Annotated in this window: 9 protein-coding genes and 1 pseudogene; 5 read left to right on the top strand and 5 right to left on the bottom strand. The window is 72.0% G+C overall.

Features of this window, described 5'->3' with window-relative positions; genetic code table 11:
- Window positions 1-100: 100 nt before the first annotated feature.
- From ACIA8N_RS33590 to ACIA8N_RS33580, 3 genes are all read left to right on the top strand, one after another.
- Complete coding sequence (locus ACIA8N_RS33590; protein ID WP_365784646.1) at window positions 101-1,366, top strand: alpha/beta fold hydrolase; 1,266 nt, start codon at window positions 101-103, stop codon at window positions 1,364-1,366.
- A gap of 111 nt (window positions 1,367-1,477) precedes the next feature.
- Entirely contained in the window at window positions 1,478-3,544 is a 2,067-nt protein-coding gene (locus tag ACIA8N_RS33585) for a pectinesterase family protein (protein WP_365784644.1), read from the top strand.
- Window positions 3,545-3,639: 95 nt separating this feature from the next.
- Window positions 3,640-4,749, top strand: a complete 1,110-nt coding sequence (locus ACIA8N_RS33580; RefSeq protein WP_365784642.1) for a hypothetical protein — start codon at window positions 3,640-3,642, stop codon at window positions 4,747-4,749.
- A gap of 57 nt (window positions 4,750-4,806) precedes the next feature.
- Here ACIA8N_RS33580 and ACIA8N_RS33575 read toward each other — a convergent pair whose 3' ends face one another.
- The 3 genes and pseudogenes from ACIA8N_RS33575 to ACIA8N_RS33565 form a co-directional block, all read right to left on the bottom strand.
- On the bottom strand, window positions 4,807-7,476 hold the full coding sequence (locus ACIA8N_RS33575) for a LuxR C-terminal-related transcriptional regulator (RefSeq protein ID WP_365784640.1): 2,670 nt from the start codon (window positions 7,474-7,476) through the stop codon (window positions 4,807-4,809).
- A 127-nt stretch (window positions 7,477-7,603) separates the two neighbouring features.
- Window positions 7,604-8,545 carry an alpha/beta hydrolase family protein gene (locus tag ACIA8N_RS33570; RefSeq protein WP_399416868.1) on the bottom strand — a complete coding sequence of 314 codons (942 nt, stop codon included), beginning with the start codon at window positions 8,543-8,545 and terminating at the stop codon, window positions 7,604-7,606.
- Window positions 8,546-8,692: 147 nt separating this feature from the next.
- A pseudogene (locus ACIA8N_RS33565) lies at window positions 8,693-9,044 on the bottom strand (MFS transporter); the annotation flags it as partial.
- 639 nt (window positions 9,045-9,683) lie between these two features.
- On the opposite strand from ACIA8N_RS33565, the gene ACIA8N_RS33560 reads away from it, so the two are divergent.
- The gene (locus tag ACIA8N_RS33560; protein WP_365784638.1) at window positions 9,684-14,426 is read left to right on the top strand and encodes a DUF6531 domain-containing protein; all 4,743 of its coding nucleotides are present in this window, start codon (window positions 9,684-9,686) and stop codon (window positions 14,424-14,426) included.
- Window positions 14,423-14,932 carry a hypothetical protein gene (locus tag ACIA8N_RS33555; protein WP_365784636.1) on the top strand — a complete coding sequence of 170 codons (510 nt, stop codon included), beginning with the start codon at window positions 14,423-14,425 and terminating at the stop codon, window positions 14,930-14,932. Before ACIA8N_RS33560 ends, ACIA8N_RS33555 begins: the two co-directional genes overlap by 4 nt.
- Window positions 14,933-15,268: 336 nt before the next feature.
- On the opposite strand, the gene ACIA8N_RS33550 is transcribed toward ACIA8N_RS33555, so the two are convergent.
- A complete protein-coding gene (locus ACIA8N_RS33550) occupies window positions 15,269-15,700 on the bottom strand; it encodes a heme-binding protein (protein ID WP_365784634.1) in 432 nt (143 codons plus the stop codon).
- A gap of 41 nt (window positions 15,701-15,741) precedes the next feature.
- Window positions 15,742-16,944: an MFS transporter gene (locus tag ACIA8N_RS33545; protein WP_365784631.1), complete on the bottom strand. Its 1,203-nt coding sequence runs from the start codon at window positions 16,942-16,944 to the stop codon at window positions 15,742-15,744.
- Between the last annotated feature and the right edge of the window lie 117 nt (window positions 16,945-17,061).

Raw genomic sequence — 17,061 nt, 5'->3', positions numbered from 1 at the left:
GCCGGCGGAGGGTGTGGGTTCCTCTCGGCGGGCGGACGACGGCCACCCTCCGATGCCATGTCACATCCGACCGGCCGTATGCCGGCCGTGGAAGGAACCCATGAACCCCGCGTACGCCACCGTCGACCACACCTTCACCGTCCCCCTGGACCACCGGGCCCCCGGAGGGCCCACCATCGAGGTCTTCGCCCGCGAGGTCGCCGACCCGTCCCGTGCCGGCGAGCGGCTCCCGTGGCTGCTCTACCTCCAGGGCGGTCCCGGCGGCAAGTCGCCCCGACCGACGGCCGCTTCGCCCGGCTGGCTGCCCCAGGCGCTGAAGACCCACCGGGTCCTGCTCCTCGACCAGCGCGGCACCGGCCGCTCCACCCCGGTCACCGCGCGCGCCGCCGCCCGGTTCGCCTCGCCCGAACGACTCGCCGCGTACCTCGCCCACTTCCGCGCCGACGCGATCGTCGCCGACGCGGAACTGATACGCCGCGAACTCTGCGGCGACGCCCCCTGGGAGACGCTCGGGCAGAGCTACGGCGGCTTCATCACCCTCACCTACCTGTCCCGGGCACCCGAGGGACTGCGCGCCTGCTACGTCGCCGGAGGCCTCCCCGGCCTGACCGCCACCGCCGACGACGTGTACGCGCGCACCTACCCCCGCGTCCGCGACCGGGTCCTCGGCCTCTACGCCCGCTACCCCGAGGACGCCGCCCGGCTCCGGAGGATCGCCGACCTCCTCGCGTCCGACGACGTCCGCCTGCCGAACGGCGACCGACTCACCCCCCACCGACTGCGCACCCTCGGACTCGCGCTCGGCATGGGCGACGGATTCGAGCGCGTCCACTGGCTCCTCGACGAAGCGCTCGACACCGCGGGGGAGTTGAGCGACACCTTCCTCCACCAGGTGATGTCCCTGACCGGATTCACCGGCGACCCGCTCTTCGCCGTCCTGCAGGAATCGCTGTACGGGCAGGGCGCGGGACCCACCGGCTGGGCGGCCTCCCGCGCCATGGCGGCCTTCCCCGAGTTCGCAGGGGACGCCGACCCGCTCCTGCTCACCGGCGAGATGATGTACCCCTGGATGTTCCGCGAGATCGCGGGCCTGCGCCCCTTCGCGGACGCCGCGGAGCTGCTCGCCGCTCGCACCGACTGGCCGCCGCTGTACGACCCGCACCGCCTCGCCGCCAACACGGTGCCGCTCGCCGCGATCGTCTACCACGACGACATGTACGTCGACGCGGGCCTCTCCCTGCGTACGGCGCGCGAGGTCCGAGCCGCCCGCGTCTGGGTCACCGACGAGTGGGAGCACGACGGCCTCGCCGCCTCGGGCGCCCGCGTCCTCGCCCGCCTGATGGACCTGGCGGCCGGCCGCGCCTGACCAGGCCGACGAGCGCCCGCGGCGCCGGGGCAACCTTTCGCGCCCCGGCGGCGACTACCGTCCGCCCGCCCTTCCCCGCGGGCACCCCCCACGGACGGAAGGACGTACGACATGACCGAGACGCGAGGCAGGGCGAGGCACCGCAGGCGCGGTAAGGCTCTGGTGACCGGTGCTCCGGCGGCGCTCGCCGCGGCAGGGGTCCTGGCGTACGGCACGGCCTTCGACGTGTTCGGTACGGACGCCCGCCCCCAGGCGAAGGCAGCCGGTGCTGCGGCGCCCGCGTGGGCGAGCGCCGTCGCCGACGGCTTCGCGTCCGTCGACGCGCTCGGACAGAACGGCACGTACGGCGGACGCGACGGGCGGACGGTCACCGTCAGGACGCTCGCCGACCTGGAGAAGTACGCGACGGCCCCGGAGCCGTACGTCATCGTCGTGGCCGGGACGATCACCGTGAACCCCACCGGCAAGGAGATCAGGGTCGCCTCCGACAAGACGATCATCGGCTCCGGCACCTCGGGCCACATCGTCGGCGGAGGCTTCTTCCTCGGCCAGGGCGTCCACAACGTCATCATCCGCAACCTGACGATCCGGGACTCCTACCAGGGCGTCTGGAACGACAAGGAACACGACTTCGACGCCGTCCAGATGGACGGCGCCCACCACGTCTGGATCGACCACAACGACCTGCGGCACATGGCCGACGGCCTCATCGACAGCCGCAAGGACACGACGTACGTCACGGTGTCCTGGAACAGGCTCGGCCACAACAACAAGACCTTCGGCATCGGCTGGACGGAGAACGCCACCGCCGACCTCACGATCCACCACAACTGGATCCGCGAGACCGAGCAGCGCAACCCCTCCACCGACAACGTCGCCCACGCCCACCTCTACAACAACCTGCTCCAGGACGACCCCGGCACGGACATCACCTCGTCCTACGGGAACTACGCGCGCGGCAGGACGCGGATGGTCCTGGAGAACAGCGTCTTCCAGGGCGTGAACAACCCCGTCATCAAGGACGCCACCGCCGCGCTCGTCCAGCGCGGCAACGTCTTCTCCGGCACCACGGGCCGCAACGAGAGCGGCGGAACGGCGTTCGACCCGAGGGCGTACTACCCGTACACCGCCGACCCGGCGGCCGCCGTGCCCGACCTGCTCAGGTCCGGCGCCGGCCCGCGCTCCACCCTCGGCACCACCCCGGCCGCGACCGCCGCCGCCACCGTCCTGACCGTGGCGAAGGACGGCAGCGGCCGGTTCACCAGCGTGCAGAAGGCCGTCGACGCCGTACCGGCCGGCAACACCTCCCGCGTCGTGATCCGGGTCGCGCCCGGCGTCTACCGCGAGACGGTCAAGGTCCCCTCGAACAAGCCCCACGTCACGATCGAAGGCACCGGCGGCAGCCGCAAGGACACCGTCATCGTCGAGGGCCACGCCTCCGGCATGACCAGGCCCGACGGCTCGGGGACGTACGGAACGGGCGGCAGCGCCACCGTCGCCGTCGAGGCGGACGACTTCCAGGCGCGCAACCTCACCCTGTCCAACGACTTCGACGAGGCGGCGAACAGGAACCTGAACGGCCACCAGGCCGTCGCCCTGCGCACCGCGGCCGACCGCGTATTCCTCGACGGCGTCATCATCACCGGAGACCAGGACACCCTGCTCCTCGACACCGCCGCGAAGGACAGGACCGGCCGGGTGTACGTCACCAACTCGTACGTGATCGGCAACGTCGACTTCGTCTTCGGCAGGGCCACGGCCGTGATCGACAGGTCCGTCCTCACCCTGAAGAAGCGCTGGGACGGCACGTCCGCCGGATACGTGACGGCGCCGAGCACCCCCGCGGGCCGCAAGGGCTTCCTCATCACGCGCTCCACCGTCAACGGCGACGTCGGCCCGGGGACCTTCTACCTCGGGCGCCCCTGGCACGCGGGCGGCGACGCCACCCTCGACCCGCAGACGACCGTCCGTGACAGCGTCCTCGGCGCCGCCGTCAAGCCCACGCCCTGGACGGACATGAGCGGCTTCTCCTGGAAGGACGACCGCTTCGCCGAGTACCGCAACACGGGCCCCGGCTCCGGCCCCTCCCACCCGGACCGTCCCCACCTGACGGACGCGCAGGCTGCCGGCCAGGACACCGCGACCTGGCTCGACGGCTGGACGCCGACAGCGGGCTGACGCCGAACCGCCCCAGGGCGCCCGCCGTGGCTGTGCGATCATGCGGGGGCCCAGGGGTGGGGTCGAACAGATACTCGGTGCAGAAGGAGTGCGGTGTGAACACGGGTGGGGACCAGGACGGTTCGTCCGTGCCGGACGACGTGTGGGAACGGTTCCTCCGGGAGTCGGTGGACGGCGTGGCCGACGCGCCCAAGGAGCCGTCGGCGCGCGCCCGGCTCGTCACGGAACGCCTGCGCGACGAGCCCGCCGGCATCGGGGGATGGCGTACGCACACCCCGCCCCCGCCCCGGCGGAAGAAGGGCTGGTACGTGGCCGGGCTGCTTGCCGCCGTGGCCCTCCTCGTCGTGGCGTTCGACCCGTGGCGACTCATCGGCTCGTCCGACGGCGACGGGCGCTCCAGGCCGCCGCTCGCCCAGGAGTCGGAGCGCCCGGACGGCGCCCCGCCCGTCGAACCGGCCGGACGGCCCACGCTCGACGAACCCTTCAAGGGCTCACCCGCCGCGCGCTGGGCGGACGGAACCGCCGGGATCACGGTCCCGGCCGCCCGCGCCACCGGATGGATGAGCACCGCGCAGGTGGAGAAGGCCCTCCGGCAGACCCGCGACTTCCTCGCCGCGTCCAACCTCGACCCGGCCGTGCTGGCCGGTGAACGCCCCGCGAAGGCGATCGCCCTGATCAACCCGCACCAGCGGGACGTCAAGGACTTCCTCGCCGCCGCGTTCCGCACGCCGAGCGCGGAGAACGACCCGCTGCTGCTCTTCAGCCGGTTCGACGCGACGCACGCGCGCGTGGTCGGCGACGTGGTCAGGACCCGCGGCCGGATCACCTACGGCGAAGGCGTGAACGGCGTCCTCCGGGTGACCACCGACGTCACCTACGTGTATCCCGTCGTACGGGCGGCCGCGGCCGGCGGCGGCGACGAGATCGTGCGCACGATAGCGCGGCGCGAGGTGGTCATGGACTGGCACGACCCCTCGAAGGTCGTCACCGCGCCGGGCACCTTCTCCCTCGTCTCGTACAAGGCCGACGTGACCAACGGCGGCTGCGACACCCTCACCGGCTACTTCACCCCGGAGTTCGGCGAGACGAGAGCGGAGACCGACACGGCCGGCGGCGCCACGATCGACCCGTACGACCGCAGCACGTCGATGGACGAGGTCCCGGAGTCCGCCGACAGCGGCTGTAGGACGGCGGCGCGTTCGTAAGGCGTGTCCGGAGAGTCCCGCCCGAGCCGCGGCGTCCGCCACGGCCCGGGACCGGGCTCACGCGCGCGCGTGCCGGCCGGGAACGCCGGTGGCGGGTTCCCGCTGGGCGTCCCACAGGCCGACCACGGCGGGGAGCTCGACCCGGGATCGGATGCCGAGCCGGGCGAAGACGCTCCGGAGGTGATGGTCGACGGTCCGGGGACTCAGGGTGAGCCGGTCCGCGACCTCCCGGTTGGTGGCGCCCCCGGCGACGAGGCGGGCGATCCGCTGCTGTTGCGGCGTCAGCCGCCCCAGCGCCGCCGGATCCGTGACCCCGCCCGTGGTGCCCCCGGTGGCGCGCAGTTCGGAACGGGCGTGCTCGGCCCAGCCGTCCGCAGCGGCACGTTCGAAGGTGACCAGGGCGTCGCTCAGCGGACCGCGCGCCTCGCCAGGGCGCCGACGGCGCCTCAGCCACGTGCCGTAGGCGAGCAGGGTACGGGCGCGCTCGAAGTCGTTGCCGCAGCTGTCGTGACGGCGGACGGCCTCACCGAACCAGTACGCCGGCTCCTCGCCCCGCGCGAGCAGCGCCCGGCAGCGGGCCAGCTGGGCCGGTGCCGAGCCGTCGATTCCCTGGACGGCCCAGACCGCGTACTCCTCGGCCGCCACCCGCGCCTCCGCGCGCCGCCCGGACGCGACGGCCGCCTCCACGAAACAGGGGATCACCAGCATCCGCAGCGCGAAGTGGCCGCCCCGCGGACCCGGCCGGACGAGCGGTGCGAGGCGCGCCGCCGCCTGCGCCGCCAGACCCCGGCCGAACTCGGCCCGGGACAGGGCCCATTCGGCGAGCGTCGCGGCCTGGACGAGCCCGTGCGGGAGCGCCGTGTCGAGGGCCCGCCCGGCGTGCTCCGTCACGGTCGGCCCGTCACCGGCCACCGAGGCCACCAGGGCGAGGACGGCGTGCTGATGGGCGGCGATGTTGCACTGGCCGGTCAGCTCGGCCGCCCGCAGCCCCTCCTGCGCCGCCCGGGCGGCCCTGCTGTACCGGCCGGCGCGCAGCTCCGCGTAGGCGAGGTGCTCCAGGGCCCGTGGCACCAGGGCGGTACGGTGCTCGGCCCGCGCACGGGCGAGAGCACGGGCGTGGATCCGGGAGGCCGCCACGGTGTCGCCGAGTACGAGCGCGGCCGACCCCGCCCGGAGCAGCAGCCGGGGATCGTCCAGGGCACCGTCCCGGGCGACCACCCGCGCCAGGGGGGAACGGGCCTGGTCGAGCCGGACGGTGAGGGCGGCGCGCAGCCCCTCGACGAAGTCGCGCTCGGTGCCCCGGGGCACGGTCCCCGAGCCGAGGGCGGCCAGGCACGCGGCGACGTCACCGCCCGCCCAGGCGGCCTCCATCGCGAGGAACCGGGCGTCGGACGCCTCCGCGGGCTCCCGGTCGTCCAGCAACTCGGCTGCCTGGAGCAGTACTTCGTGCGCCTCCATGACGGGCCCGCCGCCGAGCGCCGCGAGACCGCGGACGAGCTGGGAACGGCCGCGGACCACGGGAGCGAGGGCGCGTACGGCGGCCGGCGCGCCGAGCCGGTCGGCGCGGTGCCCCTCGCCGCGGACGAGCGCGGGGTCGGCCGGTGCGGGGGGACGCGCGACGGGCACGGAGCGCGGGGCCGGTGCGGGCTGGGCCGGCGTGGTCGGGTCGGAGGCGTCGGCGGCGCGCTCGTGTCCCGCGTACCAGGACGCGGGGGCGGACGCGAGCGCCGCCCGGCCGAGGAACGGGTCTTCAAAGCGGAGCGCGTCGCCCCTGCGGCACAGCAGACCGTCCGTGATCAGACCGTCAAGCGGCTCGACGGAGGTGCGGGTCGCCCGCGCGGTGGCGAGAACCGCGCCGAGCGTGACCTCGTACGCCTGGAACCCCTCGGGCGCCGCGGGGAAGGCCTGCGACCCCTCGTCGCCGCGGCCCGCCAGGGCCACCACCGCGAGCAGCCGGCGGGAGTCCACCGGAAGACCGTCCACCAGACCGCCGTACACCTCGGCGAGGACCGCGCCGTCGACGAGCGGCCGGGACAGGGGTACGGAACCGTGCGCGGGTACGGCCGCGAGGCGCCGAACCGCCGAGGCCAGGACACCGGGGTGCCCGGCGACCGCGTCGAGCAGCCGCTCCGCGACCGCGGCCGGCGGCGGCACCGCGCACAGATCCCCCAGGAGCGCCCGCGCACCGTCCCGGGAGAGCCGCCCGAGGCGTACGGTCTCCGCCTCGGGCACTTCGGGGAGACGGTGGTGACGGGCCGCCGACACCAGCCAGGCCGTGCGGCCCGACCGGGGGCCGGACTCCCGCCAGGCCGTGGTGAGGGCGGCGCGCGAGTGGGCGTCCCAGAGGTGCAGGTCGTCCAGGCAGATCAGTACCGGAAGACCACCGGTCAGACCGCCGACGGCCGCGGCGACGCCGTCCTCGCCCCGCGCGAGCCGCAGTGCCCGGCGCCCGGCGGACGGATGGGGCGCGAGGGCGGCGCACAGGGCCCGCACCCCGCTCCAGGCGCCCCGGTGCGCGGGCGCGGCGATCCGGTGGGCCGCGCCGGGGAAATCGTGGGCGGCCCGTGCGAGAAGGGCGGTGCGCCCCTCGCCGGGGTCGCCGGTGACGAACAGGACGCCGCCGGCTCCGGTGCCCGCACGGGCCGAAAGCCTGGTCGCCGCGGCGAGTTCGGCCGCACGGTCGTACAGCCGCGGGCCGGTCGCGGCGGCTTGCGTCGATCCGCTCACGGCGGTGACGTTACCGACCCGTAGGGAACGGCGGAAGGCTCCCGGGCATGGGCGTGGGCCCCGGCCCAGACCCGGGAGCCGTGTCCTGTGACGGCGCACAGGGCGCCGCCGCAGGACCGTTCGATCGTCAGGAGTCGTGCGGGCAGGTGCCCCGGTACTCCTCGATCGTCAGGCTCGGCTGCGGCAGCGGGCAGAGGAACTGCTCGTAGCGGGTGTCGTTGTCGATGAAGCGCTTGAGCCAGGAGATGCTGTACTTCGCGATCGTCGTGTTCGAGCTGTTCGGAGTGAAGTGCGAGGCGCCGTTCAGCTCCAGGTACGCCTTGTCGAGCGAGCTCGGCAGACTCTGGTAGAAGGGCTCCGAGTGGCTGGCGACGGGGGCGACGGTGTCGCCGTCCGCGCCGATGACCAGCGTGGGTGTGCTGATCTCCGGCCACGTCTTGTCCGTGTTCCACCCGGTCAGGGGGATCGCGGCCTGCAGCGAGGGCCGGCTCTTGGCGGCTTCGAGCGTTCCTCCGCCGCCCATGGAGTGGCCCATCACGCCGAGGCGGGTCGCGTCGACCCGGCCCCGCACGGAACTGCGCTGGGTCAGGTGGTCGAGCGCCGCAAGCAGCTGACGTCCTCGGCTGTCCGGCTGGTCGACGGTGGTGAGGGTGTCGATGGTGAACACCACGAAGCCCTGCGAGGCCAGGCGCGGCCCGAGCCAGGCGATCGAGGACTCGTAGGCGGTGAAGCCGGGGGAGATCACCACCGCGCCGAACGTTCCGTCGCTGGTGGACGTCGGGTAGTAGATGGTGCCGCCGCCGAAGCCGGTGGCGGAGAGGGAGGAGACGGAGGTCTGGGAGACGGCGTACGGGCCGCGCAGGGCCTCGATGCTCGACTGGCTCGGGGCGGGGCCCCGCTCGTACGGGTTGGCGGCGGTGCCGGCGGCGCCGGCGCTCGGGGTGAGGAGCAGGGTGAGGCAGGCGGCGGTGGTGGCGGCTGCGGCAAGGTGTCGTTTCACGACGGAGTCGTCCTCTCGTGTCGTGTGACGGCCGCCCCCGGGGGAACCGGAGGGCGGCGCGTCCTGCACTGGCCCGGTCACTGTCGGCGCGGCACGGCACGAGGGCATCGGCAGAACCACCGGTCTCGGCTCAGACGAGGGCCTCGACGGCGGTGAGCGCGAAGGCGTGGTCCTGCTCGGGGGCACCGCCGCCCACCCCGATGGCGCCGACGAGCCTGCCGTCGCGGTGGACCTTGGGGCGGTGTAGCCGAAGCCGGCGGCGATGACGAGGCCGCCGAGCCAGGCGGTGGGCTGAGGCCAGGGTGGGCGCGCCGTGTGCCTGGTCGAGGACGCGCTTCTGCAGCGGCGGCACCGTGGCGAAGCCGAGCGCGCCGACGAGGAGGATGGCGATCGCGGCGAGGACCTTGTCGTGGGCGAGCACGGTGAACAGCGCGAGGACGGTCGCGAGGCCGCCGAGGGTGGCGTACAGCAGGGGCATCAGCGCACGGTCGGCGTACCGGCCGCCGAGGAACATGCCGACGCCGAAGAGGACGAGCAGCCAGGTCACCGCGCCTTCGGAGTAGCGAGCCTTCGTCGCCGGCGGGGGCTCTGCTCATGCGAGGGGCCAGAATCAAAGAGCGGTTGTGGATGGACCCAAGAAGGACAGCGAGGTCGTGCCGGGCAGGGCCACACGTCAGGCCGCCGTGTTTCGGCCGGGCGGGGACGCCCGCCGGGGGTGCTGCTGCTCTTCACGGCGGTCCGGGGCCGGGGGTGTTGTTCGTGCGGAGGGTCCGCTCGCGACTGCCCGAGGCGCTCGCCGTGTATCGGCATGTGTCGTACGGCACCCTCACCGCCGGGCAGTCCCCCCTGCGGGTCCGCAAGTTGGTCCTGGACTCCGCTGCTCCGTTCGACCCGGCGCGGAACATCGCTCCTCTCCACGCGTGGTTCGCACAGCGTCCGTTCCTGGCCGAGCCGCCCACGATCACGGAGCGACATCCTCCACGGACGAGGCCGTACCGCATCGCATTCACAACGAATCCCAGTGCCCCCTTGGGCACTGGTCGAGGACGTGCCGTCAGTGCTGGTGCCTGCTGCAATGGCGCTTTATGCAAGGGCGGCGAGCTGTCACGTCGGTCATGCTGGTTTGCGACCGCGGATTACCTGTCAGTCAACCACCGTGGTAGGACTGTTCGAGCTCATCGGTCTATATCTACGGGGGATGCGAGTCGTGGCTGTCACGGTGCCGGACTGGGCGGACACGCTACTGGACCTCGTGGGGGTGAACTGGCCCAACGTCGACGAGGACGCCTACCGCGACATGGCCGACGCGCTCCGGGAGTTCGCGGACGACCTCGCCGACGACGGCCAGCTCGCCAACAACCACGTGCAGCGCCTGCTGTCCTCCGGGCACGGCGAGGCGATGGACGCGCTCAACGCCCACTGGGGCAAGGTCAAGGACAAGCACCTCAAGGACATGGTGTCCGCGGCCCGTACGATCGCGGACGCGCTCGACCTCGCGGCGGGTGCGATCGAGGGCATGAAGTGGAAGGCGGTCGCGGAGCTGGGGATCCTGGCAGGGCAGACCGGTCTGGCCATGGCGCTGATTCCGGTGACCGGTGGTCTGTCCGCGCTGCTGGGCGCGGGTGCGATCGCGTTCACGAAGAAGCAGCTCCTGAAGCTGATCACGGACGCGATGCAGGAGGCGGTCGGTCACATCGTCTCGGTGATGACGGAGCCGGTCGTCGCCGCGCTGGAGAACATGGCGGCGGACCTGGTCGTCCAGGTGAGCATGGACGCGCTGGGCGTCCAGAACGGTGTGGACCTCGACCAGACCAAGCAGGCCGGCAAGGACGGCTTCGACGAGGGAGTGCAGGGTGCCAAGCAGGGGTTGAACCTCGCCTCGGCCGCGGGTGGTGGAGGTGGCAAGGGCAAGGGCTTCCACATCGAGCACGACGAGCACGATCAGGCCGGTACGAGGCTGAACGGTGTGAGCGTCGGCATCCACGGCAAGACCGCCGGGAAACTGTCCAAGGCCAAGGGGCACCAGGGCCGTAACAGGGGCCGGGACGACATCGCAGACGCCCTCGACCCGGTCATCGAGAAGGCCATGGGCGCTCTGGTGAAGTCAGCCAAGACCATGGGCGACCACATCGGCGACACCCTCCCCAAGGCCGTCAAGCAGATCTCCAAGGACCACAAGAACAACGACGACGACACGGCCGCACGCATCGCCCGGCAGCGAAAGGGCGACCACGACAACGGCAGCGGTGGGGGCGGCTGGGGTGGCGGTAACGCCGGCCGGGATCGCGGCAAGGGCGGGGGCCGGACACCCGACTCGACCCGGGACAGCCTCGGCGATCCACGGGGCAAGGGCATGAGCCTCGACAAGCGCCGATGCAAGACCGACCCGGTCGACATCGCCAGCGGGGAGATGCTGCTCCAGCAGACCGACCTGAGGCTGCCCGGCACTCTGCCCCTCGTCCTGCGCCGTACGCACGTGTCGGGGTATCACTACGGGCGCTGCTTCGGGGCGGGGTGGGCGTCCACGCTTGATGAGCGACTGGAAATCTCCGTAGACGCCGCGGGAACGGCGGCGTGGGCCCGCGAGGACGGCTCTCTCCTTCTCTATCCCGGGCTCCCGCACGGCGACGAGACGCTGTTGCCGATCACCGCGAACCGGACGGCCGCCTTGAGCCTGCGGTCCCGGGACGGGCTCGGGCAGGTCACTTACGGGGTGGAGGATCCGCACACCGGGCAGACACGTCTGTTCACGGGGAACCCCTACCAGGGCGAGCGTTTCTACTGGCTGAGCCGTATCGAGGATCGCAACGGCAACACCATCGACATCCAGCGGAACGCGGCCGGCGGAATGCCCACAGGAGTCGTCCACAGCGGCGGATACCAGGTCGGCGTCACCTCCGACGAGCGGGGGCTCGTGACCGGACTCGACCTGCGGACCGTCGAAGGCCGGCAGGTACTCAGCGAGTTCGCCTACGACTCCGAGGACCGGCTCACCGCCGTCTCCGACGCGCGCGGCAGCGATGGTGAGGCCACCCCGTTGGGATTTACCTATGACGACTCCGGCCGGGTCACGTCGTGGACCGATCGCCTCGGCTCGACGTACCGCTACGTCTACGACGCGGTGGGCCGGGTCGTGGAAACGGTGGGTCCCGACGGATTCCTCTCCTCCCGCTTCTCCTACGACACCGCCGAGCGGGTCACGCGTTTCACCGACGCCACCGGAGCGGTCACGACGTCCCGTCTCAACGAAATCGGCCAGGTCGTCGCGGAGACCGACCCGCTCGGACACACCGTGTACCGGCAGTGGGACGCCTACGACAACCTGCTCTCGCGGACCGATCAACTCGGCCGCACCGCGACGTTCACCTGGGACGAGCGCGACAATCTGACGTCCGTCACCCGCCCCGACGGGACGCGGACCCTGACCTCGTACAACGAACTCGATCTGCCCGTCACCGTCATCGGTCCCGACGGCAGCGTCTGGCGGCAGGAGTACGACGCGCGGGGCAACCGCACCGCCGTCATCGCGCCCGACGGCGCCACCACACGCTCCACCTACAGTGATCTCGGTGCTCTCACCTCGCGCACGGATCCCTCGAACGCCACGCACCGAATGACCCACGACGCGGCGGGCCTCACCCTCAGCCACTCAGATCCGCTGGGCAACACCTACCGCGTCACGCGTGACGACTTCGGCCGTCCCGTCCGCGGCACCGACCCGTTGGGTGCGGAACACACGACGGAGTGGAGCACCGAAGGCTGGGCGACCCGAGCCACGCGCCCGGACGGCGGCGCAGAGGCGTGGACGTGGGACGCCGAGGGCAACCGCACCTCCCACACCGACCCCGCGGGAGCGACCACACGGGTCGAGTACACCCATTTCGGGAAGCCGGCCGCGCGGACGGGAGCGGACGGCGCGCGATACGAGTTCCGCTACGACAAGGAACTCAGGCTTGCCGAAGTGACCGGCCCGCAGGGGCTGACCTGGGTCTACACCTACGACGCGGCCGGACGCCTGGTCTCCGAGACCGACTTCGACGGCCGCACCGTGACGTACGAACTCGACGCCGCCGGCCGCACGACCGCTCGTACGACTCCGCTCGGGGAGCGCATCACCACCGCCTACGACGTCCTGGACAGGGTCGTGGAGAAGAACAGCGGCGGTGAGACCACCCGTTACGGCTACGACCCGTTCGGTCGACTGGTCACGCTCGCTTCGCCGACGTCCACGGTCGTCCTCGAACGGGACGTTACGGGGCTGCTGTTGGCCGAGACGGTCGACGGCCGTACCACGAGGTACGAGTACGACCCGGCCGGAGCCCTGATATCCCGGACCACTCCGAGCGGTGCGCGGTCCCACTACACGCACGACGCGGCAGGACGCCGCGCCCTGCTCGCCACGGATGGGCACGGCATGCTCATCACCCGCGACGAGCGCGGCCGCGAGGTGGCCCGCGTCCTGGGCGAGGGCCCGGCGTCCGTCACGCTCGCCTCGGCCTGGGACCGCATGGGCCGGCTCGCCTCCCGCACCGTGACCGCGGGGGAGCGGGTCGTGCGTTCCCGCGGCTACGGATACCGCGCGGACGGTCACCTCGAACGGATCACGGACCGGGTTGCCGACACCGACCTCACGTTCCACCTCGACCCGGTGGGACGGCCGCTGAGGGTCACGGCCGAGGACTGGAGCGAGACGTACGCGTACGACGCCGCCGGCAACCAGGCCCAGGCCGACTGGCCGGACAGCGCACTCAGGGACGACGCCCGGGGCGAGCGCGCCTACGAGGGAAGCCGCCTGCTCCGTGCCGGCCGGATCCGCTACGAGTACGACACCGCGGGCCGCATGGTGCTGCGGCAGAAGTCCCGCCTGTCCCGCAAGCCCGAGACCTGGCAGTACACCTGGGATGCGGAGAACCGGCTCACCGCCTGCCGGACGCCCGACGGCGTCACCTGGCACTACGCGTACGACCCGCTCGGCCGCCGTACCGCCAAACACCGCATGGCGCCCGACGGGAGGAGTGTCGAGCAGTCGGTGTTCTTTACCTGGGACGGCACCCGGCTGGCGGAGCAAACGGACACGGCCACCGCCATCACGGTCACCTGGGAGTACGACGCGCACGACCACCGCCCGCTGAGTCAGCTCGAACGACGCCCGCGGAGCGCCGGACAGGACGCCTACGACACACGGTTCTTCGCCATCGTCACCGACTTGGTCGGCGCCCCGACCGAACTGGTCGACGAGGACGGCGAATTGGCGTGGCAGTCCCGCAGGACGACCTGGGGCAGCACCCGGTGGAACCGTACGGCGACGGCCTACACCCCGCTGCGCTTCCCCGGCCAGTACGAGGACTCCGAAACGGGCCTGCACTACAACTACCTGCGTCACTACGACCCTGAGACGGCCCGCTACGCCAGCCCGGATCCGCTGGGCCTGGCCCCTGCGGCGAACCCGGTCACCTACGTGACCAACCCCTGGACCCTCACCGACCCCCTGGGCCTCATCGCCAAGGGGTGCACCGAGGACGGCGGCTGGTACGGAGGCATGACCCCGGCCAACCTCAAGGACGACGACGGCAACCCGAAGTACCCGGTCAAGATGGAGATCAACCACATCCCGGCCAAGGCCTCCTACGCGCACCTCGACGAGGAGGGCTTCATCAACGACGCCGGGATGGGCCCGGCGATCCGCATGGAGAAGGCCGACCACCGGGACATGTCCTCGACCGGCTCCTGGGCGCACTCCGCCCAGTGGCGTGCCGACCAGCGTGCCCACATCGACGCCGGACGCTGGGACCTCGCCATGAAGATGGACATCGACGAATGCCGTGCCAAGTACGGCGACAAGTACGACAAGCACATCGAGGACATGGTCGACAGCCTCAAGAACAACCGAAAGTTCCAGGCGATGCTGGAGAGCCGGGGCTGGACGATCGACTACGACATACTGAAATGATCGCAACCCATCAGAAAGGCCCCCTCATGCAGTTCGTCCTCGACCCGCCCCGCGGTGTGGCTCCCGTCCACCTGGGAATGACGCTCGACGAAACGGTCGCCGCGGTCTCGGCCTGGGGCGCGCCGCGGGTGTACCCGGCTGACGCGGTACGCGACTTCGACCTCGTCTCCACCGAGTACGACGGCATCGGCTTCCAGGCGGCCCTCGAACGCGACCATCAGGTCACCGCCGTCACCATCTGGGGACCCGACGAAGACGAGGACCCCGACGTCCAGGTCCTGCTGGACGGCCTCGACGTCTTCCGCACCCCTGCCGACGAGATCCTCGCCCACGCCACCCGGAAGGGCTGGCACGTCAACAACGACGACCCGCGAGCGCCCTACATCCCTGGAGTCACCCTGGCCTTCACCCGGGACACCTCCCAGGAGGTCCCACGGGACGAGAGCGGGCTGCCGGTCCACTTCACCTCGGTGCTCGTGGCCGACGCGAAGTACCGGGAGAAGTGACGGAGGCCAGCTCGCCGGGGGTGGAGCGGACCTCCAGGGGCTGACTGCTCCGCAGCTTCCGAGACCGTGTCGGTGTGCCTTGCCGGCCGGGGACCCCTTACTGCTTCTCTGCTTGGGGGCACCCGGCCGCCAATCGGACAGCCCCCGGCACGGCACAGCCGACACGGACTGACGCTCACGTCATGGCGGAGCGGACGGTTTGCGCTTCGGGCTCCTGCCGCACAGACCGTTGTGTCCGTCAGCCTGTGTGTGTCGGACGGCTCGTGCCACCAGTGACCTCATCCGCCGGAGCAGAAGCGCTCGCGGCGCCGTGCGTCGGCGAAGACCTGCGGCGTGTCATCGGGAGAGCTCCTTCAGAGCGGTGGTGGCGAAGCTATGGTCCTGCTCCGGCGCGCCGCCACCGATACCGATGGCGCCGACGAGGCGGCCGTCGCGGTGGATCGGCAGACCGCCGGCGATGAAGAGCAGCGGCCGGTCGAGGGCGGTGGTGAGGGAGTGGAAGGGGCCGTCGGGCTTGACGAGGTCGACCAGGTCGGCCGTGGGGGCGTTGAGCTGGAGGGCGGTGTACGCCTTGCGCGTGCTGGTCTCGCCCGAGATCAGCACTGCCTGGTCGTCACGGCGGAAGGCGAGCAGGTGCCCGCCGGCGTCCAGCACGGTAACGCTGACGGTGACCCCGGCGCTTTCGGCGGCGCGACGGGCGGTGGCGATCAGGGTCTCGGCCTCGGCGGTCGTCAGCGGGGTGAATGCGGTGGCGGCGGTGGTACTCAAGGCGGTTCTCCTCGGGGGTGCACAGGGGGAGTGGAGGGCGGTCAGTGGTGTACGGGAGTACGGGCGGGGGTGACGGCGGCCTCGGCCGGCGCGGACCCAAGGGCCCGGCGCTCCAGCGCGGCGGACCAGAAGGCGAGGCCGAGGGCGGCGGCGGCGAGGGCGGCGCCGACCCAGTTCGGGGCGGTGTAGCCGAAGCCGGCGGCGATGACGAGGCCGCCGAGCCAGGCGGCGAGGGCGTTGCCGAGGTTGAAGGCGCCGATGTTGACGGCTGAGGCCAGGGTGGGCGCGCCGTGTGCCTGGTCGAGGACGCGCTTCTGCAGCGGCGGCACCGTGGCGAAGCCGAGCGCGCCGACGAGGAGGATGGCGATCGCGGCGAGGACCTTGTCGTGGGCGAGCACGGTGAACAGCGTGAGGACGGTCGCGAGCCCGCCGAGGGTGGCGTACAGCAGGGGCATCAGCGCACGGTCGGCGTACCGGCCGCCGATCAGGTTGCCGAGGAACATGCCGACGCCGAAGAGGGCGAGGAGCCAGGTGACCGCGCCTTCGGAGTAGCCGGCGACCTCGGTCATCATCGGTGCGATGTAGGTGATCGCGGCGAAGACGCCTCCGAAGCCGAGGACGGTCATCGCCATGGCGAGCAGCACCTGCGGGTTGCGGAACGCCTTGAGCTCGCGGCCCAGGCGGGCACCCTCGGGGCGGGACATGGCGGGTACGAGCCTCGCGATGCCGAGCAGTCCGACGACACCGAGCGCGGCGACGAGTGCGAAGGTGGTCCGCCAGCCGACCGCCTGCCCGATGAACGTGCCGAGCGGTACGCCGATGATGTTGGCGACGGTGAGGCCGGTGAACATGGTGGCGATGGCGCCGGCCTTCTTGTCCGGGGCCACGAGGCCGGCGGCGACGACGGACCCGATGCCGAAGAACGAGCCGTGGGCGAGTGAGGCGACCACGCGGCCGGCCAGCATCGTCCCGAAGGTCGGGGCGAGGGCGGACAGCACGTTGCCGACCACGAACAGGCCCATGAGCAGCATGAGCATCCGCTTGCGGCTCACCCGGCCGCCGAGGACGGTGAGCAGCGGCGCACCGACGACGACGCCGAGCGCGTAGCCGGTGACCAGCAGCCCGGCGGTGGGGATGGAGACGCCGTAGTCGGCGGCGATGTCGGGCAGCAGCCCCATGACGACGAACTCGGTCGTCCCGACCCCGAAGGCCCCGACTGCCAGAGCGAGGAGCGCGAGCGGCATGGCCCACCCCTTCCGTGTTTGCTTGAGTAGGCGGTTTACGTGCTGCAACAATAATTGCAGACGCGCTATAAGTGCAAACGCGGATAGCGTGCTCATGCCGCACGCGTCATGGAGGGA

The sequence above is a fragment of the Streptomyces sp. NPDC051822 genome, assembly GCF_044452745.1.
Lineage (GTDB): Bacteria > Actinomycetota > Actinomycetes > Streptomycetales > Streptomycetaceae > Streptomyces.
Note: the sequence above shows the minus strand (reverse complement) of the source record. Positions and strands in the feature narration are given on the sequence as shown.

Coding starts and splice junctions, on each gene's coding strand:
- ACIA8N_RS33585 (WP_365784644.1), top strand. CDS start 1,478: ATGACCGAGACGCGAGGCAGGGCGAGGCACCGCAGGCGCGGTAAGGCT.
- ACIA8N_RS33555 (WP_365784636.1), top strand. CDS start 14,423: ATGATCGCAACCCATCAGAAAGGCCCCCTCATGCAGTTCGTCCTCGAC.
- ACIA8N_RS33545 (WP_365784631.1), bottom strand. CDS start 16,944: ATGCCGCTCGCGCTCCTCGCTCTGGCAGTCGGGGCCTTCGGGGTCGGG.
- ACIA8N_RS33590 (WP_365784646.1), top strand. CDS start 101: ATGAACCCCGCGTACGCCACCGTCGACCACACCTTCACCGTCCCCCTG.